Source organism: Mycobacteriales bacterium, assembly GCA_035995165.1.
Classification (GTDB): domain Bacteria; phylum Actinomycetota; class Actinomycetes; order Mycobacteriales; family CADCTP01; genus CADCTP01.
In genome coordinates this window covers 1-24,541 of record DASYKU010000061.1, presented here as the reverse complement: position 1 = coordinate 24,541, position 24,541 = coordinate 1, and the positions used below count along the sequence as shown (strand labels likewise).

The following is a 24,541-nucleotide window of genomic DNA, read 5'->3' as shown; positions in this document are numbered from 1 at the left end:
CCGCCCCCGCCGCCTGAGCCGGCCCGCCCCCGCCGCTGAGTCGGCCCGCTCCCGCCGGTCCGGCGGGGGTCAGGCGACCGGGACGGAGTCCCAGCAGCGGGTGAGGCCCTCGGTCAGGCCGGTCCGCGCGGTCCAGCCGAGCACGGACTCGGCCAGCCGGACGTCCAGCCAGCTGTGCGGTACGTCGAACCCGCGGGCCGGCCGCAGCTCCAGCCGCAGCCGCGGGTCGTCGACGATGCCGAGCAGCAGGTCGGCCAGCTCCCGCAGCGACGTGCCCCGGCCGGCACCGAGGTTGACCACCGGCGGCAGTGTCGCTGCCGCGTGCACCGCCAGCAGCGCCGACGTCACGTCGTCGACGTAGACGTAGTCGCGGGTGGTGCCGGGGTCGCCGTACACGGTCAGGTGGTCACCGGCGGCCGCGGCCCGCAGCCAGTAGCCGATCACGCCCTGCCCGCCGACCGACGGCTGGCCGGGGCCGTAGAGGTTGGAGACGCGCAGCGAGACCGCGTGCCCGGCCGGCAGCCCGGCGCTCGCCAGCGCCTGCTCCAGCGCCAGCTTCGACCGCCCGTACGCCCCCCGGGGCCGGGTCGGCGACTCCTCCCGGTACGGCGGGGGGCCGGTCGTGTCGTACACGGCGCCGCCGGAGGACAGCAGCGCGACCTTGGGCGGGCGGGGCAGCGAGCCCAGCGCCCGCAGCGCCGCGGTGAACGTCTCCAGGTCGGCCGCGGCCCGCTCCGGGTGCGACTCCGCCAGCGCCGGGTTCACGCTGGTGGCGAGCCAGAACACGGTCCCGGCCCGAGCCAGCCGGGCGTCCATCCGCCCGTCCGGCCGCAGCGCCGGCTCGGCCCGCGTGTACGCATCCACCGGGACGCCGGCGAGCGTCGCCGCCGAGGTCAGCGCCGTGCCGAGGAAGCCCCCGGCGCCCACCACCGCGATCGATGAAGGCTCTGGCGGCACGCCCGACACCTTCGCATACTATTCGCGCCGATGTTGAAGCCAGGATCCACCGCAACCGGCCGGCGTCCCCGGCTGCTGGTGCTCGCCTCGACCTACCCGGCGGCCGCCGACGACGGCACCCCGGCGTTCGTCCGCGACCTGGCCCAGGCCGAGGCCGAGGAGTTCGACACGGTCGTGCTGGTGCCCCGGGTGCCGGGCGCGGCGATGCGGGAGGAGCGCGGCGGGCTGACCGTGCGCCGGTTCGGCTACTTCCCGCGCCGCTGGGAGGACCTGGCCGACGGCGCGATCCTGGAGAACCTGCGCGGCCGGCGGTCGCGCTGGCTGCAGGTGGTGCCGTTCGTGCTGGCCGAGGCCTGGGCCCTGCGCCGGGCCGTGCGCGAGTTCGAGCCGGACGTGCTGCACGTGCACTGGATCGTGCCCCAGGGGGTGGCCGCGCTGCTGGCCGCCCGCAAGGTCCCGTGGCTGGTCACCACCCTCGGCGGCGACGTGTACGCGTTGTCCGACCCGGTCAGCGTCCGGCTCAAGCGCGCGGTGCTCACCCGGGCCGGCGCGGTGACCGCGATGAACAGCGACATGACCGACCGGCTGGTCGCGCAGGGGGCCGCGCCGGGCTCGACCTTCGTGCAGCCGATGGGCGCGGACGTGGATGCGGTCCGGGCCGCCGGGGCCGGCGTCGAGCAGATCCCGGGCCGGATCGTGTTCGTCGGCCGGCTGGTGGAGAAGAAGGGCGTGGCCGTCCTGCTGGAGGCGCTGCGGAAGCTGCAGACCCCGGGCTGGACCCTGGAGATCATCGGCGACGGGCCGCTGCGGGCGCAGCTGACCAAGCAGGCCGAGGGGCTGCCGGTCACCTTCCGCGGGGCGCTGCCCCGCACCGAGCTCGCGAGGTCGTACGCGGCCGGCGAGGTCGCGGTGGTGCCCTCGGTCCCGGCCGCCTCCGGCGACCAGGACGGCCTGCCGGTCTCGCTGATGGAGGCGATGGCGCTGGGCTGCGCGGTGGTCGGCTCCCGGATCGCCGGCATCGACGCGGCCGTGGTCGACGGCGAGAGCGGCCTGCTGGTGCCGCCCGGCGACGTGGACGCGCTGGCCGGGGCCCTGGACACGCTGCTGGCCGACCCGGACCGCCGGGCCAAGCTCGGCGCGGCCGCCCGCTACCGCGCCGAGGACTACTCCATCGCCGCCGCCGGGGCGCGCTACCGCAACATCCTCCGCAAAATTGTGGACGAAAATAAATAACTCCCTGGTTATCGTGTGTCGCGCACGGTAGTTGTAGCCGTGTGCGGTACGCGGGGAAGCCCGAGTCGGTCGCGGTCAGCGGGTCGGCCCTGAAGCACGCGCTCGGCGTGCGCAGCAACTACTTCAGGCTGCGCGCGGGCTGAGTGTCGTCGGCGGCGGGCGCCACCCCCGGAGCCCGCCGCCGGCCCATCGCCATCCCGGCCAGGGCGGCGAGCACGTCGGCGACGGTGAGCAGCAGCCGGGAGACCACCGCGATCGTGAGCGCGGCGGCCGACCCGCCCGGCAGCTGGGCCGCCAGCGCCACGGTCAGCACGGCCTCCCGGGTGCCCGCCCCGGTCGGCACCACCACGACCAGGAAGCCGGCGCACCAGGCCGCGGCGAACGCCCCGGTGGCCGGCACCAGCAGGCTCGCCGGGTCGGCGCCGAGGCTCCAGCCCAGCAACGTCACCTGCAGCCCGTACGCGAGCCAGGTGCCCAGCAGCGCGAGCACGGCCGTCCCGATCCCGCGCCAGGAGAACCGGACGTCCAGCGGCGGCCGCCGCAGCGCCCGGAACAGCAGGTCGCAGACCCGGCTGAGCACCGGCGGGGCCAGGCAGGCCAGCCCCACCGGCAGCAGCAGCGGGCTCCAGTGCAGCCATCCCGGCGCGTCGTCGGACAGCAGCCGGGGCAGCGCCAGCAGCGCGACCAGGATGCCGACCCCGAGCGTGACCAGGTTGAGCACGAGCGCGGCCGCCGCCGCCCGCCGCCGCGGCACGCCGAAGTCCCGGGCCAGCTCGGTCTGCGCGACCATCGCCCAGACGCTGGAGCCGGGCAGGTACTTGGCCAGCTGGCCGAGGAACAGCACCCGGGTCGCCGCCGCGACCGGCAGCGGGCTGCCCAGGTCGGCCAGCAGCGCCCGCCAGGCCAGCATGCTCGCGAGCAGCGCCAGCAGCGCGTACGCCAGGGCGCCGGCGATCGCGGCCGGCGAGACCTGGCCGAGCTGCCCGCGGACCTCGTCCCAGCGGGTGGCCAGCGCGTACGCCAGCGCGGCCAGGACGGCGACGGTGACGACCGCCCGGGCGACCCGCAGCATGGCCGGGACGATATCGGCCCCGAGGGCCCGTGACCCCCGTTCGGCCGCAGGCCGTACACCGCCCGTGATCAATCCCATGAAGTCTTTGCCCGGTAGGGTCCGGCCCCGTGCGGGTCGCTGTGCTGGTCGAGCAGGTTCTGGCGCCGGTCCCCGGCGGCACGGGCCGGTACGCGCGGGAGCTGGCCGCGGCGCTCGCCGCGACCGCGCCCGCGGGCTCGACCGTCACCGGCTGGTCGGCCTGGCACCGGGACCGCGACGCCGCCCGGATCCCGGGGGTGGCCGGCCCGCGCCGGCTGCCGCTGCCCCGCCGCGGCCTGGTCGCGGCCTGGGAACGCGGCACCGGGCCGGGCCTGCCGAAGGCCGACCTGGTGCACGCGCCGACCCCGCTGGCCCCGCCCCGGCGCCGGACCCCGCTGGTGGTGACCGTGCACGACGCGGTCCCCTGGACCCACCCGGGCACGCTCACCCCGCGCGGGGTGGCCTGGCACCGGACCGCGATCGGCCTGGCCGCCCGGCACGCCGACCGGATCGTGGTGCCGACCAACGCGGTGGCCACCGAGCTGGCCGCGTACGTGAACGGGCTGCGGGCGGACCGGATCGTGGTGATCGGCGAAGGCGTCCCGGACGCGCTGGTCACGCCGCCGCCGGACGCGGCGGACCGGGCCGAGCGGCTGCGCCTGCCGGACGCGTACCTGCTCAGCCTGGCCACGCTGGAGCCGCGCAAGGGCCTGGACACGCTGCTGGCCGCGCTGGCCGATCCGGCCGCGCCGGACCTGCCGCTGCTGCTGGTCGGCCAGCCCGGCTGGGGCGGCATCGACCCGCTCGCGATGAGCCGCGACCTGGGGCTGGCCGAGGGCCGGGTCCGGGTGCTGGGCCGGATCCCGGACGCCGACCTGGCCGTGGTGCTGCACCGGGCGGCCGCGCTGGCCTCGCCGAGCCGGGCCGAGGGCTTCGGCCTGCCGGCCCTGGAGGCGATGGCGGCCGGCGTCCCGGTGGTCGTCTCGGACGCTCCGGCCCTGGTCGAGGTGGGGGGTACGGCGGTCGCGGTGGTGCCCCGGGACGATCCGCCGGCGCTGGCCCGGGCGCTGGCCGAGGCCGCCGACCCGGCCGTGCGCACAGCCCGGGCCGCGGCCGGCCGGGAACGGGCCGCCCGCTACTCCTGGTCGGCCGCTGCTGACGAGCTGTGGCAGCTCTACTCCACCCTGGGGACATGAGGGCCCGTCGTGACGGACAGTGGCGTCAGCGGGCGTACGCTATCCGGCGACGGGAACCCTCGGGTACCCGTCGGTAAGACGCACCACCGCCGAGCAGACCGCAGGAGCCGATTCGTGTCAGGACGCGCGCCCCGCGTGCTCGTCGATGCGACCGCCGTCCCCGCCGATCGCGGTGGAGTGGGACGGTACGTCGACGGACTCATCTCGGCGCTCGGCGCCGTCGATGCCGACTTCGCCGTCGCCTGTCAGCGGTCCGACGGTGAACGGTTCGGCCGGATGGCGCCGCACGCCACGATCGTGCCCGGCCCGGCCGCCGTCGCGCACCGGCCGGCCCGGCTGGCCTGGGAGCAAACCGGGTTACCGCTGATCGTGCAGCAGGTGAACGCGGACGTGCTGCACTCGCCGCACTACACGATGCCGCTGCGGGCCGGGAAGCCGGTCGTGGTGACCATCCACGACGCGACCTTCTTCACCCAGCCCGACGTGCACACGTCGATCAAGGGGCCGTTCTTCCGGTCCGCGATCAAGACCGCGCTGCACCGGGCGGCCCGCTGCGTGGTCCCGTCCAAGGCGACCCGGGACGAGCTGATCCGGGTGCTGGACGCGGACCCGACCAAGCTCGACGTCGCGTACCACGGTGTCGACCAGCACATGTTCCACGTGCCCAGCGACGCCGAGCGGCAGATCGTGCAGACCCGGCTGGGGCTGCGCGGGACGCCGTACATCGCCTTCCTGGGGACGCTGGAGCCGCGCAAGAACGTGCCCTCGCTGATCCGCGGCTGGGTCGAGGCCGTCCGGCACCGGGCCGAGCCGCTGGCGCTGGTGCTGGCCGGCGGGTCGGGCTGGGACGAGGAGATCGACCAGGCCGTCACCGAGGTGCCGAGCAACCTGCGGGTGCTGCGGCCGGGCTACCTGAAGTTCTCCGACCTGCGCGGCTTCCTCGGCGGCGCCACGATCGTGGCCTACCCGTCGCACGGCGAGGGCTTCGGGCTGCCGGTGCTGGAGGCGATGGCCTGCGGGGCCGCGGTGCTGACCACGCAGCGGCTGTCGCTGCCGGAGGTCGGCGGCGACGCGGTGGCCTACACCGAGGGCGACCCGGACTCGATCGCGACGTCGCTGGCGGCGCTGCTGGACGATCCCGGCCGTCGCGCCCGCCTCGGCGAGGCGGCGGTGGCCCGGGCCGGCGAGTTCACCTGGGCCGCCAGCGCGGAGGCGCACCTCGCCGCGTACGCCCGCGCCGCCGGCCTGTGAGCCCTGCTGACCCCGTCGGGGTCGTCGTGGTGACGTACTCGCCCGGCCACACGCTGGACGGGTTCCTGGACACGCTGGAGAAGGCGACCACCCGGACCGCCGCGGTCGTCCTGGCCGACAACGGCTCCACCGACGGTGCCCCGGAGCGGGCGGCCGAGCGTCCCGGCGTCGACCTGCTGCGCACCGGCGGCAACCTCGGCTACGGCCGGGCCGCCAACGTGGGCGTGCCCAAGGCGCCGGGGGACTGGGTCGTGGTCGCCAACCCGGACCTGCGCTGGGAGCCGGGCGCGCTGGACACCCTGCTGGAGGCGGTCGAGCGCTGGCCCGCGGCCGGCGTACTGGGTCCGGAGATCCTGTCCCCGGACGGCACGCTCTACCCCTCCGCCCGCGAGCTGCCCTCGCTCGGCCGCGGCGTCGGGCACGCGCTCTGCGGCTGGTGGTGGCCGTCGAACCCGTGGACCGCGGCCTACCGCCGGGAGCGCGGGACGCCGGTCGAGCGGCTGGCGGGCTGGCTGTCCGGGTCCTGCATGCTGATCCGGCGCGAGGCGTTCGACGCCGTCGGCGGCTTCGACCCGGCGTACTTCATGTACTTCGAGGACCTCGACCTGTGCGAGCGGATCGGCCGGGCCGGCTGGCAGAACGTGTACGTGCCGACCGCGGTCGTCACCCACGAGGGCGCCGCGTCCACGTCCAAGGACCCGCGCCCGATGGCCGACGCGCACCATGCCAGCGCCTGGCGCTACCTCTCCCGCCGGTACGCCGGGCCGCGCTGGCTGCCGGTCCGCGTCGTGCTCCGGGTCGGTCTCGCCGCCCGGGCCGCGCTGGCCCGCCGGGTGCCCGCGGTCGCCGCCGGCGCCAAGCCGACCGGCCACACCCGCTGATTTCCACTACCCTGCGTATATCGAACGACGCTCTTCGGGAGGGGTCATCGACGCGATAGTGCTGGTCGGAGGCATGGGCACCCGCCTGCGCCCGTTGACGCTGAGCACACCCAAGCCGATGCTGCCGACGGCCGGGGTGCCGTTCCTCAGCCACCTGTTCAGCCGGGTCAAGGCGGCCGGAGTACGCCGGGTGGTGCTGTCCACGTCGTACCAGGCCGAGGTGTTCGCGGCCCACTTCGGCACCGGGGCCGACCTCGGGCTGGAGCTGGAGTACGTGACCGAGGAGACGCCGCTCGGCACCGGTGGCGGGATCCGCAACGTGCTGGACCGGATCCGGTCCGAGGACGTCCTCGTCTTCAACGGCGACGTGCTGTCCGGGGTCGACCTGCCCAAGCTGATCGAGACCCACCGGGCCGGCAACGCCGACGTGACCCTGCACCTGACCCGGGTCGAGGACCCGCGCGCGTTCGGCTCGGTGCCGACCGACGCGGACGGCCGGGTGCAGGCGTTCCTGGAGAAGTCGCCCGACCCGGTCACCGACCAGGTCAACGCCGGCTGCTACGTCTTCCGCCGCTCGGTGCTGGAGACGATCCCGGCCGGGCGGCCGGTCTCGGTCGAGCGGGAGACGTTCCCGGGGCTGCTGGCCGCGGGCGCGGTCGTGCTCGGCTACGTCGACTCGACGTACTGGCTGGACCTGGGGACGCCGGCGACGTTCGTGCGGGGCAGCGCGGATCTCGTGCTGGGGGTGGCGCCGACCGAGGCCCTGCCGGGCCGGCCCGGGGACGCGCTGGTCCTGTCCGGCGCGACCGTCGCCGCGGACGCGCGGCTGACCGGCGGGTCGACCGTCGGGGCCGGCTGCGTGGTCGGCGCCGGGGCGAAGCTGGACGCGGCCGTGCTCTTCGACGGCGCCCGGGTGGCCGAGGACGCGACCGTGGTGCGCTCGGTGCTCGGCCGCGGGGTCCAGGTCGGGCCCGGCTGCGTGGTCGAGGACGCGGTCCTCGGCGACGGTGTCGTGCTCGGCGCCCGCAACGAGCTGCGGGCCGGGGCCCGGGTCTGGCCGGGCGTGCGGCTCTGGGACACCGCCGTACGGTTCTCCTCCGACGCATGACCGCGGCCGCCCTGGACACCGCGTCCACCGTCTGGCGGGCGGGCCGGCCGGTCGACGTGCGCGGCACCCTGCGCCCGCTGCTGCGCGGCCGCAGCGACCGGGCCCACCGGGTGCTGGACGGGGTGTTCTGGCGGGCCGCTCTGACCCCTGCCGGTCCGGCGACGCTGGCGCTGCGGCAGGTCGGCCGGGACGAGGTCGAGGCGACGGCCTGGGGCCCCGGGGCGGCCTGGACCGTCGAGTCGGTGCCGGACCTGCTCGGCGCCCGGGACTCGCTGGACGGCTTCGACCCCCGGCACCCGGTGCTGACCGACGTGCACCGCCGGCACCCGGGGATCCGGGTGCCGCGGACCGGGCTGGTGCTGGACTCGATGATCCCGGCGATCCTGGAGCAGAAGGTCACCGGCACGCAGGCCCACCAGGCCTGGTCGTTCCTGCTCCAGCGGTACGGCGGCGCCGCCCCGGGGCCGGCGCCGGCCGGGCTGCGGGTGCCGCCGCCGCCGGCCGTGCTGCTGACCGTGCCGACCTGGGACTGGCACCGGGCCGGGGTGGACGGCAGGCGGCAGCGGGCGATCCGGGCCGCGGCGACGGTGGCGGCCCGGCTGGAGGAGTGCTGCTCGCTGTCGCCGGCCCAGGCGCTGGCGCGGCTGCGGGTGGTGCCGGGCATCGGGGTCTGGACGGCCGCGGAGACGGCCCAGCGGGCCCTCGGCGACGCCGACGCGGTCTCGGTCGGCGACTTCCACATCCCCGGCCTGGTCGGGCACTTCCTCATCGGGCGGCGGGTCGACGACGACGGGATGCTGGCGCTGCTGGCCGAGTACGCGCCGCACCGGCACCGGGTGGTCCGGCTGATCGAGCTGTCCGGGGTCGGCAAGCCGCGCTACGGGCCGCGTTTCTCCCCGACCGACATGCGCTCGTTCTAGCGCGGCCCGGCGTCGTCCCGGTAGGCCGCCAGGACCGCGTCGGCCAGGGGCGGCCAGGCGTCCTTGGCCCACTGCTCGAACTCGGTGTCGGTGAGCACGACCAGCCCGAGCCGGGCGACCGGGTCGACCCAGAGGAACGTGCCGGACCGGCCGAAATGCCCGTACGTGGCGGGGGAGTTGGCCGCGCCGGTCCAATGTGGACTCTTCGAGTCCCGGATCTCGAAGCCGAGACCCCAGTCGTTGGTGGCCTGCCGGCCGAAGCCCGGCACCACCCCGGACAGGCCCTGGAACTGGACGGTGGCCAGCGCCGCGACGGTGGTCGGGTGCACCACGGTCCCGGGCGCGAGCAGCTCGGCCGCGACCCGGGCCAGGTCGCCCACGCTGGCCACGCCGCCCCGGTGCGGCGGCCCCACCAGCGCGGTCGTGCCGAGCCCCAGCGGCTCGCAGACGGCCTGGCGCAGGTACTCGGCACACGAGATGCCGGTGACCGCGGTCAGGTGGTTGCCGAGCGCGTCGAAGCCGACGTTGGAGTAGATCCGGCGGGTGCCGGGCTTGGCGATCGCGATGTTCTTGTCCGGTGCGAGCCCGGAGGCGTGCGCGAGCAGGTGCCGGACGGTCGAGCCCTCGGGGCCGGCCGGGTCGTCCAGGCCGAGCGCGCCCTCCTCGGCCGCGACCAGCACCGCCAGCGCCACCAGCGGCTTGGTCACGCTGGCCAGCGGATAGGCCTCGTCCTGGTCCCCGTACGACTCCAGGACGGTGCCGTCGGCGGCGACCACGGCGGCCGCGGCGCTGCCGACCGGCCAGCTCCCGATCGGGTCCAGGACGCCCATCAGGAGCCGCCCATCCGGGCCAGGCCGCGGGCCAGCAGCGGCGGCAGGTCGGGCACGACGTTCTCCGGCAGCGCGCCGACCGGGAACCAGGCCAGGTCGAGAGACTCGTCGCTGCGGACCGGCTGCGCGCCCGGCGGCGCGACGGCCAGGAACGTCACGTCCAGGTGCCGGGTCGGGATGCCGAGCGAGCAGGTCACCGGGTGCGCCCCCAGGTAGATCGGGACCGGGTCCAGCCGCAGCCCGGGCATCCCGCTCTCCTCGTACGCCTCCCGGGTGGCGGTGGCCAGCACGGTGTCGTCCTCCGGCTCGATGTGGCCGCCGACCACGACCCAGGCGCCGACCCGCGGGTGCAGGGTGAGCAGCGCGTGCTCGCCGGTGGCGTCCAGCACCAGCGCGCTGGCGGTCAGGTGGCCGGGGCGGCAGGCCCGGCGGGTCGCGTCCGGCCGGGCCAGCAGGTAGGACACCAGGGCCTGGGCCAGCGACTGCTGGCTGTCGTCCGGGTCGCGCCAGCCCGACAGCAGCGCGACCGCGTCGGCGTGCGCGGCCGGGGCCGGTTCGTCCACTTCGGACAGTGCCTCCCGCCGGCCCTGCTCGACGGCCTCGTTAGTGCCCAGCCGGAACAGGTCGTCGGCCGAGGGCCGCAGCAGCGCCCGGGCGCCGCGGGGATCGTCCACAGGCGACAGTCCACGCACGACGGCCACCGGGACCGCGGTCAGCTTGCCCTTGGCCAGCTCGGCCGCGGCGGCGAGCTCGTCGGCGACCGCGACCTCGGTCATCTCCAGCCGCATCCCGTGCGTGTCGGTGCTGCCGCGCAGGTCCTCGACGGCCCGGATCCCGGCCGCGCCGATCGCGACGTCGACCACCCCGGTCCGCCAGGGCCGGCCCATCGTGTCGCTGACCACGACCGCGACGTCCACGCCGAGCTCGGCCCGCAGCGTCTCGCGCAGGGCCCGGGCCGAGGCGTCGGAATCCAGCGGCAGCAGGGCCAGCTCGCCCGGCCGGACGTTGCTGGCGTCGACGCCGGCGGCGGCGAGGACCAGGCCCTGCCGGGTCTCCACGATCTTCGTGCGGCCGCGGGCGGCGACGACCCGGACGGTCTCGCCGTCGATCGCCCGCTGCCGGGCGGCTTCCCGCCCGGCCGGGTCGGTGGGCGCGGCGACCAGCCGGCCCTCCACTTTGGACACCGCCTTGGACGTGACCACGACGACGTCGCCGCTTCCCAGCCAGGGCGCGGCGGCCGCGACCGCCTTGCCCAGGTCGTCCCCCGGCCGGAAATCGGGGAGGCCACGGACCGGAATCACCCGGAGCTCGCCACCCGTGCCGGCCGCCGCCGCCCCGGTCCCGGCGGCCGGCGAAGCCCCGGCGGTGGGCGTGGAATCCGGGCCGGGAGGATCAGACACCGGCGAGGGCCAGGGCTGCGCGCGCCATCTCGGCGGTCGCGGATTCGTCGGTCATCAGCAGCGGCACGGCCTGCACCCGGACGCCCGGCACGGTCGCGCCAGCGTCGGCCGAGTCCACCAGCCAGCCGTCCAGCACGCCGTCGGCCCAGGACCGCGAGCCGTACCAGCGCCCGACCGCCTCGGCCGAGGTCGCGACCCCGATCGCCGTCAGGCAGGCGTCGGCCATGCCCCGCACCGGCGCCCCGCCGACGATCGGCGACAACCCCACCACCTGCCCGGGGGCGGCGCGGACCGCGTCCCGGATGCCGGGGATGGCGAGCACGGTGCCGACGCTGACGACCGGGTTGCTCGGCGCGAACAGGACCACGTCCGCGGCCGCGAGCGCGTCCAGCACGCCGGGCGCGGGCTTGGCCCCGTCGACGCCGACCTGCACGAACCCGTACGCGGGGAGCGCGGCGCGATGGCGCACCCACCACTCCTGGAAGTGGATCGCGTGCCGGCCCGGGCCGTCGGGGTTGTCGACCAGCACGTGCGTCTCGACCCGGTCGTCGCTCATCGGCAGCAGCCGGACGCCGGGCTGCCAGCGGTCGCAGAGCGCCTCGGTGACCGCGGACAGCGGGTAGCCGGCGTCCAGCATCCGGGTCCGCACCAGGTGGGTGGCCAGGTCGAGGTCGCCGAGCCCGAACCAGGCCGGATCCGCGCCGTACGCGGCCAGCTCGTCCTTGACCCGCCAGCTCTCGCCCTCCCGGCCCCAGCCGCGGACCGGGTCGATGCCGCCGCCGAGGGTGTACATCACCGTGTCGAGGTCGGGGCAGATCCGCAGCCCGTGCAGGGTGACGTCGTCGCCGGTGTTGACCAGCGCGGTGATCTCCGCATCCGGCACCGCCGCGCGCACCCCGCGCAGGAACCGGGCCCCGCCGATCCCGCCCGCCACAACCACCAGCCGCACCAAGCCATCTTGCCACCGCGGCGCCCGGGCCGACCGGCACCCCCGGAACGGGCCGGGCGGGCCGGTGCGGCAGAGTGTGCCGCCGCGGCGCGACCGGGGCTGGAAGCCGGTGCCATCACCCGAACGGCGTGTCCGGCCGACACGCCGGGTGATCGGGGACGGATACAACCGAACATGATCGTGTAGCAGATCCCAGCTTGACGGTCCGGTAGCGACACGGGTGTACTTACACCGGTGTGATTCCCCGGACCAGCGGGGAGACACCGACACGGGGGGTGGGTCGAGTGGTGAGGAAGAGGCCCCGATGAGCGAGCCCATATACGACGAGGGGGCCGAGTTCCTGGATGCCTTCGGGATGCCCGAAGACCCGGGATGGCAGGAGCGCGCCCTGTGCGCGCAGACCGATCCGGAGGCGTTCTTCCCGGAGAAGGGTGGCTCGACCCGCGAGGCGAAACGGATCTGCACGACGTGCGAGGTCCGGTCCGAGTGCCTGGAGTACGCGTTGGAGCACGACGAGCGCTTCGGTATCTGGGGCGGTCTGTCGGAGCGGGAACGCCGCCGCCTCAAGCGCAGCGCGGTCTGAGTCGGTGGTAGCGGCGTCCCCGGCGCCGCTACTCGACCCAGACCAGGTAGAGCGGGCAGGGTTCCGCCCGCGGCGGTTCCCGGGTGATGACCCAGCGGTACCAGTCGTGCTCGGAGCAGATGGTGACGGCCACGTCCCCGTCGGCGTCCAGGTACGGCTCGCTGACCGCGCGCCGGTGCCGCACCGGGCCGCCCGGCTGGACCACGACGACCCGCCGCCCGGCCAGGTCCGGCACGTCGCCGGCCCGCCGCGGCGGCCGTTCGGGCGGCACGTCCGGGGTGACCAGCCGCTCGAAGACGCCGCTCGGCGGCCCGTCCGGCGGCGGCGCGGTCAGGTGCTCGCCCTGCTCGACCCAGACTCGGTCCAGCCGGTACGGCGAGGTCCGGACCGGTTCCTTGCGGATGCGCGAGCGGTACCAGTCGTGCTCGCTGACCACGTCGACGTAGACCTCGCCGTCCTCGGCCGCGTACGGCTCGCCGACCGCGCGCACGTCGTACCGGAAGGCGCCGGGGGGCTCGGCCAGCACGACCCGGCGGTCGACCAGGCGGCCCGCTCCGGCGGCCGGCAGCGGGCGCCAGCCGGAGGGCACCGTCAGGTACCACTCCGGACCGCCCACGCCTGACCATAACCCGATCGGGGTACGAGCGGGCGCGTCTCATGACCATCTGGCGGCGCCGACGACGCCCAGACGCTCAGGGGGCGCGTCCTGGCGGGCGCCCGACCGGACCGCCGTACGCGGCCGGTCGGGCGCCGGGCCCTCCGTGGTCGCTATGCCGCCAGGCGTTGGGGTGCCGCCGAGAGCGGGGTCGCCACCTCTTCCAGCGACTTCCCCTCGGCGTCGATGCCGAGGAACGTCTCGACCAGGCCGCCGGCGATCATCACCGCCGCCCCGATGAGATAGCCGATCGTCAGCATTCCGTGGTTGGTGCCGTCCCCGATGAGGTGGCCGTAGAACCACGGGCCGATCGCGCCGAAGCACTGCGCGATCGCGAAGAACAGCGCGATCGCCTGGGCCCGGATCTCCATCGGGAAGATCTCGCTCACGGTCAGGTACGCCGCGCTCGCCCCGCAGGAGGCGAAGAAGAAGATCACGACCCAGCACGCCGTCTGCGTGTACGCGTTGAGCAGGCCGGCCTGGAACAGCGCCGCCGAGATCGCCAGCAGCACCCCGGAGAGCAGGTACGTCCCGGCGATCATCTTGCGCCGCCCGATCGTGTCGAACAGCTTGCCCAGCGTCAGCGGGCCGATCAGGTTGCCGGCCGCGAACGCGATGAGGAACGCCGGCGCCCACGACTCGCTGATCCCGTACACCTTGGTCAGCACCAGGGTGTAGGTGAAGAAGATCGCGTTGTAGAGGAACGACTGGGTGATCATCAGGCTGGCGCCGAGGATCGTCCGGTTGCGGTGCGACTGGAACAGCACCTTGGCCAGGTGCAGGAAACGCACCGGCGGCTGCGGGTGGATCTCGATCGCCTTGTCGTCCGGCACGTCCTGGATCTCCTGGCCGGACCTGCGGACCTCGTCCTCGATGATCCGGATGCTCTCCTCGGCCTCCTCCTCGCGACCGTGGATGACCAGCCAGCGCGGGCTCTCCGGCAGGTGCCGCCGCAGGTTCCACACGCCGATGCCGATCACCGGGCCGGCCAGGAAGCCGAGGCGCCAGGCCAGGCCGTGGTCGAGCGTGTTGAGCAGCAGCAGCTGCAGCAGCGTGCCGAGGATCGCGCCGCCCCAGTACGTCCCGTTGATCGCGATGTCGACGCGGCCGCGGTAGCGGGCCGGCATCATCTCGTCGATCGCCGAGTTGATCGCCGCGTACTCGCCGCCGATCCCGGCGCCGGCGACGAACCGGGTCAGGTAGAGGAACGAGATGGCGAGCGCGCTGTTGCCCCAGGTCGCCGCGGTCAGGGCGTTGCCGGCGAGGTAGACGCCGAGGGTGATGATGAACAGGTTCTTGCGGCCGAGCATGTCGGAGAGCTTGCCGAAGAACAGGGCCCCGAAGACCTCACCGAGCAGGTAGACCGTCGCGATGAGGCCGACCGCGCCGGAGCTCATGCCGAGCGTGTCCTTGTCCGACAGGATCGGGCCGAGGGCACTGACGATCGTGATCTCGAGGCCGTCGAGCACCCAGGCCACGCCGAGGGCGAGGACCATACGGGTGTGGAACGGCGCCCACGAGAGCCGGTCGATGCGTGCCGGGATCAGGCTCCGGACCACGCGTTGGTCGGAGGCCGATGAGAGAGCCACCGCTGTTCCTCCTTGCTTTGGGAAAGCTTTGCATTCGCGCGTCGGAGCGACAAACGCGCTTCTTAGCCTGGCTAAATACCCACGGACAATGCGAAGAAACGAAGCGGAAACTAAGTGAAGGTGCCGGAGGTAGTGGGTAGTAACTCTTGTCGGACTCGGTGTCGAGGGAGGAATCATGGGGCTGGGCAGCTCGGTGCGGGACGCGGTGAAGGCGACCAGGGAGAGTCGCGGCGGGCAGCTCGGCGTCGGCGGCGCGCTGGTCGTCGCGATCGGGGTGCTGCTCGGCTGGCTCGCGAGCCGGCGCTCGGCGGTGCCGCCGGTCCGGGCCACCGGCGTCGCCGCCAACCTCCCCCGCGACAGCACCACCGAGTAGCGCGCGGCGCGGCGGGCCCGGCGCTGTCAGCCGAGCGGCCGGCCGGCTCGTCCGCCCGCAGGGGTGGATCGGGCGCAGGGCGTCCCGTCTCGGCGCATCGGGCGCAGGGCGCCCCGTCTCGGCGCATCGGGCGCAGGGCGCCCGTCTCGGCGCGGGCCGGGACGAGCGTCAGCCGGTGACGATGCGGCGGATCGAGATGATGTCGGTGTAGGTGCGGGCCGGCACGATCCGTACCTGGACGCCGGTGAACGGCGCCTCCACCACGTTGCCGTGGCCTATGTACATGCCCACGTGACCGGCGATCGTCGGTGTCCCGTCGGCACCGGGGATCGTGATGAGGTCGCCGGGCTGGATGTCGGCCGGGTTGGGCACCTCGACGCCGGCGTGTTGCTGGTCGCGCGCCACCCGGGGCAGCGAGACCCCGGCGTGCGCGTACGCCTGCTGCATGAGCGAGGAGCAGTCGCAGCGCCCCATCACCGAACCGAACGGGTCCTTGCAGGTCCCGCCCCACTGGTACCAGGAGCCGATCTGCGCGACCGCCCACGACATCGCGGTGTCGATGATCGCGTTGCCGGTCAGCTGCACCTCGCCCGGCTCCGGCGCCGGGATCGGCCCGACGCCGCCGCCGACCAGCCCGGGCGTGACCGACCACTCCGAGGCCAGGTCCATGATCGCCTGCACGTACGCCTGGGTCTCCGCGTACGGCGGGACGCCCTGGTACTGCAGCACCGCCCCGGGCCCGGCGTTGTACGCGGCCAGCATGTTCGCGACCCGGTCACCCGGCACCGCCGCGACCTGGTCGGAGATCGCCGCGTCGAACCGCGCCGCGGCCGGGATCGCGTCCTGGATGTCGAACGGGTCGGCCTTGCCGTCGGAGTTCTCGTCCTTGCCCCAGCTGGCCCAGGTCGCCGGCATGAACTGGGCGATGCCCTGGGCCCCGACCGGGGAGACGGCGTCGGGGCTGAAGTGGGACTCCTGGTAGAGCTGCGCCGCCAGCACGCTCTCGGTCAGGAACGGGTTGCCGGTCGCCGCCACCGACGGCTCGATCAGCGCCAGCACCTCCTGCGGCACCGGGACGCCGCCCTTGAGCGTGCCGCCGACGACCCCGGTCGCGGGCACGTCGTTGGAGGTGACGCTGCCGCCGCCGGCCAGCCCGCTGATCAGGAACGCGGCCACCAGCATGAGCGCGATCGGGATCACGACCGGCGCGCTGAGGATCAGCGCCAGCGTCCTGCGGTTGCCGCCGCCCCCGGGCGGGCCGCCGGGCGCGCGGGTGGCGCCGGACTCCGGCCGGGTGTCGACCCGGCTGGGCGCGCTCACACGTCCGCCAGCAGGCGGGAGACGAGCCAGCGGCCGTCGCTGCCACGGCTCAGCAGCAGGTTGAGCGCTCCGGTGGTCATGGTGGGACCTCCCGCGCCGGCGGTCGGGGTCACGATCTGACGGAACGCCACCCGCGCGTACGCGGTGGTGGCGGTGGGCGCCGGGGCCCCGTCCGGGACGCCGGCGGCGAGCACGTCGACCTTGACGATCGCCTTGCCGGCCAGCCATTGGGACCACTCGTAGTCGCCGCGGCGGGAGTCGGCGGTGACCGACCGGTAGACCGCGTCGGTCACGTACGGCCGGGTGCGGGCGTAGGAGTCGGTGAAGGCCTTGTCGCCGCCGGGCCGGGCGTCGTGGGTGTTGGCCGCGACGACGTACCCGACGGCGGCCGCCTTCTGCTCCGCGCTCAGCCCGTACACCGGCACCGGCCGGACGTGCGTGGGCGGTCCGGTGGTGCCGGGCAGCACGGTCGGGACCGGGCCGGTCGGCGTCGGCGCGGCCGTGGTCGGGCCAGTCGCGAGCACGTCCGGGGTCGTCTGCGGCCGGTCCCGCATCGGGCCGGCCGCGAGCGCGATGCCGACCAGCACCGGGACCGCGAGCAGGCCGATCACCCGGCGCGGTGTCCGGGTGCCCCAGTGGACCAGCCAGGACACCAGCCGCAGCAGCCGGATCACGGTCGGCCGCTCCCGCTGCGAGGCGATCTCGCCGGGTCGAAGAGGCGGTAGAGCTCGTCGTCGGCGACCTCGACCCGGACCGGGCGCAGGTAGCCGCGGGAGTCGTCCTCGGGGGACGGGCGGCCGGGCGCGCCCGCGTCGAACAGGCCCTCGTCCAGCCGCCGGTTGCTCACGCGGACCGGGCTCGGGGTGGGCCGGCGACGTGGGGCGGGCGGCGGTGGCGAGTGCACCGGCACGCTCTCGGCCGGGCTCGACGCCGCGCCCGGCGCTGCACCCGAAGCCGCTGTTCCCGGGCCGCGCGCGGCCGGGCTGGTCGGCCGGGGTTGCCGGCCACTGCCGCTGCCGCCGCCGGCCCGGGTCGCCCCGGCCGGGGCCGGTCCCCGGCTCGGGCTGCCGCCGGACACACCACTGCCGGACGAGCCGCCGCCGGATCCGCCGCCGCCGGACAGGGAACTCCCGCCGGCGGAGACCGCTGCTCCGGTCGCGGCCGCGCCGACCGGGGCCGGCCCGTCCAGCCGGGTCGAGGGAACGGAGATCGCCGCCGGTGGCCGGGACGCCACGGCGCCGGCGGACACCCGCCGCAGGACGCCGGCCGGCCCGCGGGACTCCTCCCGGGACAGCACGGCGGCGGTGCCGTCGTCCTCGATGATCGCCGCGTCCAGCCCGCGCCGCCGGCCGAAGAAGCCGCCGCCGCGCTCGTAGTAGGACCGGTCGCCCATCGCCCAGGCCAGCCGGCCGGTCGTCACCATCGTGGTGAGCTTCCGGAACGGCCTGGTCAGGTACCACATCACGACGGTGATCACGCCGACCAGCACGAGGCGCAGCCAGGACGGCAGGGCCGTGGACGGGTCGAGGATGGCGGAGTCCACCCGGATGACCAGGAGCACGGCCAGCGTGAACAGGATGCCGTTGATCACGGCCGCGGCGACGACCCGGCCGGCCGCGACCACGATGCCGCGCAGCGGGAAGAACGCGCCCGCGGTCAGCAGGGCCGGCGCGAAGATCACCGCGAACCGGACGACCAGGTACGCGGCGATGAGTATGAGCCCGCCGATGAGCAGGAACGGCGCCATCAGCAGCACGCCGACGTCGGCCAGGATCGACGCCTCCAGAGAGGCGCTGCCGTGCCCGGCCACGCACTCGTACGCCGACGGGTCGTCGTTCTTGACCTGCCCGGCCACGTCGCTGAACGTCTTCTGCTTGGCGTCGGTGACCTTGGCGCCCTGGGTCCGGGCCTGCTCGGACTCCTGCCAGTTCAGCGCCTGGGCCTGCAGCAGCGCCGCGCCGTGCTGCTGGGCCCCGACCGAATCGGGGTCGCAGAACTCGCCCATCAGCCACATGCGGTAGAGGAACGGCCCGTACAGCAGGTTGGCGACCTGGTCGCCGGGGTCGCCGCCCTCGCCGGTGATGCCGGAGGAGACCGCGCCGACGCCCTTGCTGATCACGGTGTCGGCGGCGTGCCCGGCCCGGACCGGCCAGGCGAACAAGGCGGCCGCGATCACCGTCACCAGCAGGCACCAGCCGATCGCGGTGGTCGACTCGGAGACCCGTTGCCGGGTCGCCTGGGCCATCAGCAACAGGCCGGTGAGCATCACCGCGAGCGGGAACAGCGGCGTGTAGATCGCCTTGCGCAAGCTGCTCACCAGGCTGTTCAGCAGCGGGTCGAACGCCGAGAGGTAAGTCGGGTTCAGTGCCGCCTCGGAGACGCCGGTCAGCGCCGCGACCGTGGCCTTGGCCGGGATGAACATCAGCCGGGCGGCCCAGGTCGAGATCGACCCGGACGGGTCGCGGGCGGCACCGCCGCAGCCGAGGTCGTACGTGTACCAGGACAGGCCGGCCAGGCCGTACTGCTCGAAGGGGGTGGTCTTGGCGTTCGCGGCGAACGGGTCCTCGGTGGCCGGGACCGGGTCCGGCTTGCTCATGAAGAAGCCGGAGATGCCCTGCTGGGGCGACTCCGGCGCCGGCGGCGTGGTGCAGCCGCCGACGATCGGCAACGCCGAGGCCGTGCCGGGGGCGACGAACAGGGTCGCCCCGGCCAGCGCGAACACGCTGATCACCCGCGCGGTCAGCCGCACCCAGCGCGGGCGGGTGGGCTTCTCGGGCCGCTCGAGCACTGCTCTGGCGACGGGTGGGGGAGCGTCGGGGAGGTCCGCCCGGCCGGCCAGCAGGTCGAGCGGGCGCAGCATCCTCACGCGTTCACCTTGTCGTCGGTGAAGTCCGCGTAGTCGTCCACGGTCGAGGGGTCGGCGTCGCCTTCCCCCGGCTGCCGGGCGTCGGTGTTGACCACCGCGAGCAGCCCCTCGTTGTAGGAGAGGTCGGCGACGAACCGGTCCACGTTGCCGTCCGCGTCCCGGAAGACGAACTCCCGGTAGTCCGGCGGGGTCCCGTCCGGACCGGGCTGGGACAGCGTGCCGATCGCGTGCTCGTAGCCGGCATCGGTCGGGACGCCGAGCAGCCGCAGCGCGTCCGCGGCCACCCGCTCGTCCTCGATCCGGCCGACGAAGCTGGCCGCGACGTGGTTGGCGACGTCCATGTTCAGCGTGTCCGACGGGTCCTGGGACGCGGCCAGACAGCAGACGTTGTACTTACGGGTGTCCCGGCCGACGCGCTGGAACAGCGCCCGGCCGACCGGCCACATGGCCAGGAAGTGGCACTCGTCCAGGGCCAGCACCTTGCGGACGTGCCGGGGCAGGCCGTAGACGGCGCGGGTCGCGTACCAGGACGCGAGGTGCAGGGCGGGGACGCTCATCCGCTCGGTGAACGACCAGTGCTCGCGCGGGACCGTCGGGTTCGGCAGCACCAGCCCGCTCATCGTGATCACGGTGAGGACGGCCTCGGTGTGCGGCGGCCGCGCGGCCAGCTCCTGCCCGTACGGGGTGAGCGGCGGGAAGAACAGCCGGCCCTGCCGGGTCTCGGCGGTGTCGGAGAGCAGGTCGGCCAGGGTCTGGGCGTGCATCGCGGCGCCCTCGTCCCGCAGCCGCTTGTAGCCCTCGTCGTCCTCGGCCATCGGGGTGCCGTCGAAGCGCAGCCCCGCGTACTCCCGCAGCCGCCAGGTCACGGCCCAGTAGTTGCTGGTCGGCTCGGCCCCGACCTCGCGGATCGCCCGCAGCAGCAGCGGCTCGGTGTGCGGGTTGCCGTCGATCTGGGCCGGCAGCAGCATCCGGGCGATGTCGATGGCCAGCGTCTTGCGCTCGGCGCGGGCCTCGTCCATCGCCTCGTCGTACTGCTCCTGGTTGTCGAAGTGGCCCGGCTGCGGCTCCGGGACCACGGCCCACGGCGACAGCGTGCCGGGCGGGGCCTTGGCCAGGTCGATGTGTTCGGAGAACTCCCGCAGCTCCGGCATGTCGCAGAGGGCGGCGAGCGGCCCGGACGGGTCGAGCATGACCGTACGGATCCCGCGGCGGGCGGCCTGGTAACAGATCGCGGCCTCCAGCACGGACTTGCCCGCGCCCTGCCGGCCCACGATCGGGACCAGCCCGGAGGCCTTCTTCACCTCGGTCGAGTAGTGGCTGTCGAACATCACCGGGCGCCGGACACTCGACGCGATGATCCCGATCAGCGGCCCGCGGCGGTCGCCGAGCCGGGTGCTCACCTGGGGCAGGCCGGCGGCGAAATACCGCATCGGCAGCCGTCGCCGGTACGCGGTGGATGCCACCGGCTCGCCCGGCACGAACTCCCGCACCAGGCTGGCCTGGCCCTTGGTCAGCACCGCGTCCATGTGCCGGCGCTTGTAGAGGTCGCGCACGGCCCGGACCCGCTCCATGCACTCGTTCTCGGTCCGGCCGGCCACGGCCAGCCGGTACCAGCCCTCGGTCCGGGTCGAGACGAGGTCGTCGCCGTGGCTCATCTCGTCCTCGATGCGCCGGGCGTGGTCGGCCTGCCGGGTCAGCGAGGCCGGCTCGTCGACGTCGTGGATCTGGTACTGCCGCTGCTGGTCGCGGATGCGCAGCAGGGCCTTGGTCACGCCGGTCCGGGTCGCCGTGCCGGCCAGGATGTCGACGGTCGCGGAGACCTCGACCGGGAACGGCAGCGCGTCCGTCGCCGACAGCCAGGGCCCGCGCGGGTCCGGGATGATCATCTCCGGCATCCGCCCCAGGGTGACCACCGCGACGTACGAGGTCAGCGGGTCGTGGTCGGGGCGGCGGTCGACCATCTGCACGCAGCGGCCGAGGGGTGTCGGGCGAACCACGACCCCCTCGGTGAACGCGTGCAGGTCGGTGGTCTCCCACTCCGCCGACAGCCCGGGCGGCGACATCAGGCCGCCGGGCGCGGGCAGGCCGAGGCCGACCGAGCGGTGCAGCAGCCACTCCATCCGGCGCGGGTCGGCCGGGGCGCCGCCGATGCCGGGGGAGGCGACCATCTCGCTGATCAGCTCGACGTCGCGGTCGAGGTGGGCCAGCTCGCGGTTGCCGGTCTTGCCCATCAGGCTTTCCATCATCGCGGTCAGGCGGCCCCGGGGCGCGATCTCGACGCCGAGGTAGACCTCCTTCTCCGCGGTCGCCGACGTACGCAGGTAGCGCTGCTGCGCGAGCAGGTTGTCCGACCAGGTGTTGTCCTCGGTGCCGGGCAGCGGGGACGGGGTGCGGGCGTGCAGGCCGCGGGCCCAGGCCGCCACCGGGTAGGGCCGGCTGGTGACGCGGATGCGCAGCCGCCGGCCGGCCAGCCCCGCGTACGCGATGCCGGCGGCGTCGACCATGCCGCGGCGGTCGCCGTCGGCGCGCCAGGCCCAGCGGGCGGGCGGCACCACATACCAGGCGTACGCACTGCGCTTGGTGAGGGTGATGTTGCCGGCGATCTCGCGCAGGGCTAGCGCGAGCGGCGCCGGGCGCGGCTCCTCGCGGCGGGCCATCAGCGGTCCTTCCTCGCGGGGAGCAGGATGCGCGCCTCGACGGCGGCGTGCTCGTCCCGGGCGGCGTGCTCGTCCCGGGCGGCGCGGGCGGCCCGGCGGTCCTGGGCGGGGCGGTCCTGGGTATCGTCCGCGGCCCGATGCGGCGGCCGCCGGTCCGGCTCGGCCAGCACGGGCGCCGGCTCGGCCAGCACGGGCGCCGGCTCGGCCAGTACCGGGGCCGGCTCGGCCACCGCCGCGGTCACCGGGACCGGGGGTGCGGGGGCGGGGACCGGCTCCGGGTCCGGTGCGCGGACGAACTCCCGGACGGCGTCCTCGACCGGCACCGGCACCGGCTCGTACACGTCGTGCTCGTCGACGTGGATGCTCCACGCCGGCGGGTGCTGCGCGCGCCACCCCTCGCCGGCCGGCTCCGCAGTCCGCGCCGGTTCGTCCGCCGGCACCGGCTGCACGACCTCGGCGCTCGGCTCCGGCACCTGCTCGGCCCGGGCCGCCTTCGCCGCGGCCCGGCTGCGCTGCCGCTCCCGCATCGCGAGCACCTTCGGCGGGGTGTCGCGGACGTGGATCTTGCCGGCCCGCATCAGCAGCGACCGCTCCCCGCGGCGGCGGGACTGCAGCGCCGCCCGCGCCTCCGCGTTGAACAGCGCCGGCAGCGACCGCAGCGGCCGCTCGTGGTCGACGACCAGCATGACCGCGCGGGACAGCACCACCGACAGGCCCAGCGACCAGACCACCGAGCCGAGCACGCCGGCCGGCCCGCCGCCGCCGAGCGGGATGAGGATCACCGCGGCGACCATGAAGCAGGCCAACCACGTGCCCCAGGCCACGTACCGCGCCTGGATCGGCAACGTGTACTCGTCCGGCCCGAGCCAGACGGTGTCGAACTGATAGACCTCGTCGTCCGGGCGTACGGTCAGCGCCATCGTTCTCCCTCCGCCGGCCGATCGGTGCTCGGGATCAGCCGAGGATCAGGTCGACGAACTGCTGGCCGAAGGCGAACAGCGCGCCGCCGGCCGCGATGAGAACGATCCCGAGGAAGAGGTTGACCGCGACGACGGCGTTTTCGCGGGTCCGACCCTGGTGGGCCCGAGACATGATGACCACGGCCGCGAAGGCGAACAGCAGTGGGATGATGTACTTCACGATCCACGCCACTACGCCGGTCGTGTTGATCGTAGGCTCGGCGGCCAGGACGTGGACGGCTAGATGCTGCACGCCCAGTGCTCCCTTCGGCGGTAACGCGACGCTGCGACGACACTACGGCACGTGCTGGGATCTCGTGAGAGGAAGTCTAATGCGACTTTCCTATGACGCCGGCCGAGTGACGGTGTCCACGAGACTGCCGTACCGTCCCGGACCGGCACGTATCACTGGCGAGAATACGCGCTCGTGACGCCGGGGACGACGGCGAAGCCCGGACCAGGGTTTTGCTGCACTTATACTACTTTTGGCGGCTGGTACGCCGTTGTCGCACCGGTACCGGTGCGGTGACGGTGCCCGAGCGAAGACCTCGTCGCGGGCGCCGGCCCCGAGCGGGGGAGGAGTGGACGCCGGATGGGGTCCGACACGGGGGATCCGCACCAGGTTGAGCCGCGGCGACGCAATCGCACCAGCCCGGATCGGGTGCAGCGCAGTTTCTACCTGTCCCGGGAGCTGGTCGATCGGGCCCGCGCCGCAGTTCAGGCGACGTCCCGGCAACCGGGGGAGGCGTACAACCTGAGCGAGTTGGCGGGTCGGGTGCTGTCGGCCGAGGTGCGCCGGTTGGAGGAGCGCTACAACGCCGGACAGCCGTTCCCGCCGGTCGACTCGGTGCCGCCCGGGCCCGGGCCGGCGGGCGTCGAGCGGATCCGTAACGGGGTCACGGTGCCGCGCCGGCGGGAGGCCTGATCCTTCTCAGTGGCAGTCGCAGTTGCCGGTGCGGTGGACGGCGACCCAGTCCGCGTACTCCGCCGGGTCGTCCTCGTACGCGTCGAGGGCGTTGACGACGATGCTCGAGACGACCTTGAGCACGTCCACCGACGGGCTGGTCCAGACCTCGTCCAGGACCTGCTCGTTGATCGCCAGCGCGTCGTAGACGGCAGCCTGGCGGGGGTCCTCGGGGCGGCCGCGGCGGCTGCGGGTGCCGGCCTGGCGGGACGCGGCGCGCTGGGACTCACCGGGGTCGGGGCCGGTCGCGCCGGGTCCCGGCGGCGGTTGCGGCTGCCCGTACGGGTGGCCGAACGGCTCGTCGCGGCGCCGCGGCTCGTCGCGGGGCCCCCTTTGGGGCTGGTTCGGCTGGTCCGGGACCGCGCGGAGCGGCTCGGCCGCCCATGGCGGGCGGACGGAGGCGCCGCGCTCGGGCGTCGCGACGTCAGGGGCACCGCCGACCTGCGCCGGATCGTCGAACTGCGCCGCCAACTGCCCGAACCGCGCCGCCCACTCGTCCTCCGCCGCCCCCTCCGAACCCAGCCCCCCCTGCTCCCGCGAACCCGCCGGCCCTTGCTGGACCGGCGGGCCTTGCTGGACCGGCGGGCCTTGCTGGACCGGCGGCCCTTGCTGGACCGGCGGGTCTTGCTGGAAGGGCGGGCCTTGCTGGAAGGGCGGGCTCTGCTGGAAGGGCGGGCCTTGCTGGAAGGGCGGGCTCTGCTGGACCGGCGGGCCTTGCTGGAAGGGCGGGCTCTGCTGGACCGGCGGGCCTTGCTGGACG

The 24,541-nt window shown here is 74.8% G+C and carries 23 protein-coding genes and 1 pseudogene; 9 read left to right on the top strand and 15 right to left on the bottom strand.

Going from position 1 to position 24,541, the window contains the following annotated elements; translation table 11 throughout:
• Positions 1–69 precede the first annotated feature (69 nt).
• The gene (locus tag VGP36_10235; GenBank protein ID HEV7655089.1) at positions 70–957 is read right to left on the bottom strand and encodes an NAD-dependent epimerase/dehydratase family protein; all 888 of its coding nucleotides are present in this window, start codon (positions 955–957) and stop codon (positions 70–72) included.
• A 30-nt stretch (positions 958–987) separates the two neighbouring features.
• Between VGP36_10235 and VGP36_10230 the strand changes: the two genes are divergently transcribed.
• The gene (locus VGP36_10230; protein HEV7655088.1) at positions 988–2,190 is read left to right on the top strand and encodes a glycosyltransferase; all 1,203 of its coding nucleotides are present in this window, start codon (positions 988–990) and stop codon (positions 2,188–2,190) included.
• Between the two features lie 118 nt (positions 2,191–2,308).
• Here VGP36_10230 and VGP36_10225 read toward each other — a convergent pair whose 3' ends face one another.
• The gene (locus tag VGP36_10225) at positions 2,309–3,262 is read right to left on the bottom strand and encodes a lysylphosphatidylglycerol synthase domain-containing protein (GenBank protein HEV7655087.1); all 954 of its coding nucleotides are present in this window, start codon (positions 3,260–3,262) and stop codon (positions 2,309–2,311) included.
• Between the two features lie 107 nt (positions 3,263–3,369).
• Between VGP36_10225 and VGP36_10220 the strand changes: the two genes are divergently transcribed.
• The 5 genes from VGP36_10220 to VGP36_10200 all read left to right on the top strand — a co-directional run bounded on the left by VGP36_10220 (position 3,370) and on the right by VGP36_10200 (position 8,636).
• Positions 3,370–4,476: a glycosyltransferase family 1 protein gene (locus VGP36_10220; GenBank protein HEV7655086.1), complete on the top strand. Its 1,107-nt coding sequence runs from the start codon at positions 3,370–3,372 to the stop codon at positions 4,474–4,476.
• Between the two features lie 177 nt (positions 4,477–4,653).
• Complete coding sequence (locus VGP36_10215) at positions 4,654–5,727, top strand: glycosyltransferase family 1 protein (GenBank protein ID HEV7655085.1); 1,074 nt, start codon at positions 4,654–4,656, stop codon at positions 5,725–5,727.
• Positions 5,724–6,608 (top strand): glycosyltransferase family 2 protein, encoded by an 885-nt coding sequence (locus VGP36_10210; protein ID HEV7655084.1) that lies wholly within the window; start codon positions 5,724–5,726, stop codon positions 6,606–6,608. The genes VGP36_10215 and VGP36_10210 overlap by 4 nt, the downstream gene beginning before the upstream one ends.
• 46 nt (positions 6,609–6,654) lie before the next feature.
• Entirely contained in the window at positions 6,655–7,716 is a 1,062-nt protein-coding gene (locus VGP36_10205) for an NDP-sugar synthase (GenBank protein ID HEV7655083.1), read from the top strand.
• Positions 7,713–8,636, top strand: a complete 924-nt coding sequence (locus VGP36_10200) for a DNA-3-methyladenine glycosylase 2 family protein (GenBank protein ID HEV7655082.1) — start codon at positions 7,713–7,715, stop codon at positions 8,634–8,636. Before VGP36_10205 ends, VGP36_10200 begins: the two co-directional genes overlap by 4 nt.
• Here VGP36_10200 and VGP36_10195 read toward each other — a convergent pair.
• From VGP36_10195 to cofD, 4 genes and pseudogenes are all read right to left on the bottom strand, one after another.
• Positions 8,633–9,466: a serine hydrolase domain-containing protein gene (locus tag VGP36_10195; protein HEV7655081.1), complete on the bottom strand. Its 834-nt coding sequence runs from the start codon at positions 9,464–9,466 to the stop codon at positions 8,633–8,635. The genes VGP36_10200 and VGP36_10195 overlap by 4 nt on opposite strands.
• Positions 9,466–9,930, bottom strand: coding sequence for an NUDIX domain-containing protein (locus tag VGP36_10190; GenBank protein ID HEV7655080.1), 465 nt, complete (start codon positions 9,928–9,930; stop codon positions 9,466–9,468). The genes VGP36_10195 and VGP36_10190 overlap by 1 nt, the downstream gene beginning before the upstream one ends.
• 108 nt (positions 9,931–10,038) lie before the next feature.
• Positions 10,039–10,773, bottom strand: a pseudogene (locus VGP36_10185) (coenzyme F420-0:L-glutamate ligase).
• A gap of 85 nt (positions 10,774–10,858) precedes the next feature.
• The gene (cofD, locus tag VGP36_10180; GenBank protein ID HEV7655079.1) at positions 10,859–11,815 is read right to left on the bottom strand and encodes a 2-phospho-L-lactate transferase; all 957 of its coding nucleotides are present in this window, start codon (positions 11,813–11,815) and stop codon (positions 10,859–10,861) included.
• Positions 11,816–12,170: 355 nt separating this feature from the next.
• On the opposite strand from cofD, the gene VGP36_10175 reads away from it, so the two are divergent.
• Positions 12,171–12,398, top strand: coding sequence for a WhiB family transcriptional regulator (locus VGP36_10175; protein HEV7655078.1), 228 nt, complete (start codon positions 12,171–12,173; stop codon positions 12,396–12,398).
• Positions 12,399–12,426: 28 nt separating this feature from the next.
• On the opposite strand, the gene VGP36_10170 is transcribed toward VGP36_10175, so the two are convergent.
• Both VGP36_10170 and VGP36_10165 read right to left on the bottom strand, forming a co-directional pair.
• The gene (locus tag VGP36_10170; GenBank protein HEV7655077.1) at positions 12,427–13,014 is read right to left on the bottom strand and encodes a hypothetical protein; all 588 of its coding nucleotides are present in this window, start codon (positions 13,012–13,014) and stop codon (positions 12,427–12,429) included.
• 152 nt (positions 13,015–13,166) lie between these two features.
• Positions 13,167–14,549: an MFS transporter gene (locus tag VGP36_10165; protein ID HEV7655076.1), complete on the bottom strand. Its 1,383-nt coding sequence runs from the start codon at positions 14,547–14,549 to the stop codon at positions 13,167–13,169.
• 268 nt (positions 14,550–14,817) lie between these two features.
• Between VGP36_10165 and VGP36_10160 the strand changes: the two genes are divergently transcribed.
• Positions 14,818–15,015 carry a hypothetical protein gene (locus tag VGP36_10160; protein ID HEV7655075.1) on the top strand — a complete coding sequence of 66 codons (198 nt, stop codon included), beginning with the start codon at positions 14,818–14,820 and terminating at the stop codon, positions 15,013–15,015.
• A 168-nt stretch (positions 15,016–15,183) separates the two neighbouring features.
• On the opposite strand, the gene VGP36_10155 is transcribed toward VGP36_10160, so the two are convergent.
• The 6 genes from VGP36_10155 to VGP36_10130 are packed head-to-tail and all read right to left on the bottom strand — an operon-like array spanning position 15,184 to position 23,070.
• Positions 15,184–16,335 (bottom strand): bifunctional lytic transglycosylase/C40 family peptidase, encoded by a 1,152-nt coding sequence (locus tag VGP36_10155; protein HEV7655074.1) that lies wholly within the window; start codon positions 16,333–16,335, stop codon positions 15,184–15,186.
• The gene (locus VGP36_10150; protein ID HEV7655073.1) at positions 16,332–17,009 is read right to left on the bottom strand and encodes a hypothetical protein; all 678 of its coding nucleotides are present in this window, start codon (positions 17,007–17,009) and stop codon (positions 16,332–16,334) included. Before VGP36_10150 ends, VGP36_10155 begins: the two co-directional genes overlap by 4 nt.
• Positions 17,006–19,201 (bottom strand): hypothetical protein, encoded by a 2,196-nt coding sequence (locus tag VGP36_10145; protein ID HEV7655072.1) that lies wholly within the window; start codon positions 19,199–19,201, stop codon positions 17,006–17,008. The genes VGP36_10150 and VGP36_10145 overlap by 4 nt, the downstream gene beginning before the upstream one ends.
• Positions 19,198–21,858, bottom strand: a complete 2,661-nt coding sequence (locus tag VGP36_10140) for an ATP-binding protein (protein ID HEV7655071.1) — start codon at positions 21,856–21,858, stop codon at positions 19,198–19,200. The genes VGP36_10145 and VGP36_10140 overlap by 4 nt, the downstream gene beginning before the upstream one ends.
• Positions 21,858–22,778 carry a hypothetical protein gene (locus VGP36_10135; GenBank protein HEV7655070.1) on the bottom strand — a complete coding sequence of 307 codons (921 nt, stop codon included), beginning with the start codon at positions 22,776–22,778 and terminating at the stop codon, positions 21,858–21,860. Before VGP36_10135 ends, VGP36_10140 begins: the two co-directional genes overlap by 1 nt.
• A 34-nt stretch (positions 22,779–22,812) precedes the next feature.
• Complete coding sequence (locus VGP36_10130) at positions 22,813–23,070, bottom strand: hypothetical protein (protein ID HEV7655069.1); 258 nt, start codon at positions 23,068–23,070, stop codon at positions 22,813–22,815.
• Between the two features lie 408 nt (positions 23,071–23,478).
• Between VGP36_10130 and VGP36_10125 the strand changes: the two genes are divergently transcribed.
• Positions 23,479–23,742, top strand: a complete 264-nt coding sequence (locus tag VGP36_10125; GenBank protein ID HEV7655068.1) for a hypothetical protein — start codon at positions 23,479–23,481, stop codon at positions 23,740–23,742.
• 6 nt (positions 23,743–23,748) lie between these two features.
• On the opposite strand, the gene VGP36_10120 is transcribed toward VGP36_10125, so the two are convergent.
• Positions 23,749–24,541: hypothetical protein (locus VGP36_10120; protein ID HEV7655067.1), on the bottom strand; the 793-nt coding region annotated here is incomplete at its 5' end.

Coding starts and splice junctions, on each gene's coding strand:
- VGP36_10160 (HEV7655075.1), top strand. CDS start 14,818: ATGGGGCTGGGCAGCTCGGTGCGGGACGCGGTGAAGGCGACCAGGGAG.
- VGP36_10200 (HEV7655082.1), top strand. CDS start 7,713: ATGACCGCGGCCGCCCTGGACACCGCGTCCACCGTCTGGCGGGCGGGC.
- VGP36_10230 (HEV7655088.1), top strand. CDS start 988: ATGTTGAAGCCAGGATCCACCGCAACCGGCCGGCGTCCCCGGCTGCTG.
- VGP36_10140 (HEV7655071.1), bottom strand. CDS start 21,858: ATGGCCCGCCGCGAGGAGCCGCGCCCGGCGCCGCTCGCGCTAGCCCTG.
- VGP36_10195 (HEV7655081.1), bottom strand. CDS start 9,466: ATGGGCGTCCTGGACCCGATCGGGAGCTGGCCGGTCGGCAGCGCCGCG.
- VGP36_10165 (HEV7655076.1), bottom strand. CDS start 14,549: ATGGTCCTCGCCCTCGGCGTGGCCTGGGTGCTCGACGGCCTCGAGATC.
- VGP36_10135 (HEV7655070.1), bottom strand. CDS start 22,778: ATGGCGCTGACCGTACGCCCGGACGACGAGGTCTATCAGTTCGACACC.
- VGP36_10175 (HEV7655078.1), top strand. CDS start 12,171: ATGCCCGAAGACCCGGGATGGCAGGAGCGCGCCCTGTGCGCGCAGACC.
- VGP36_10225 (HEV7655087.1), bottom strand. CDS start 3,262: ATGCTGCGGGTCGCCCGGGCGGTCGTCACCGTCGCCGTCCTGGCCGCG.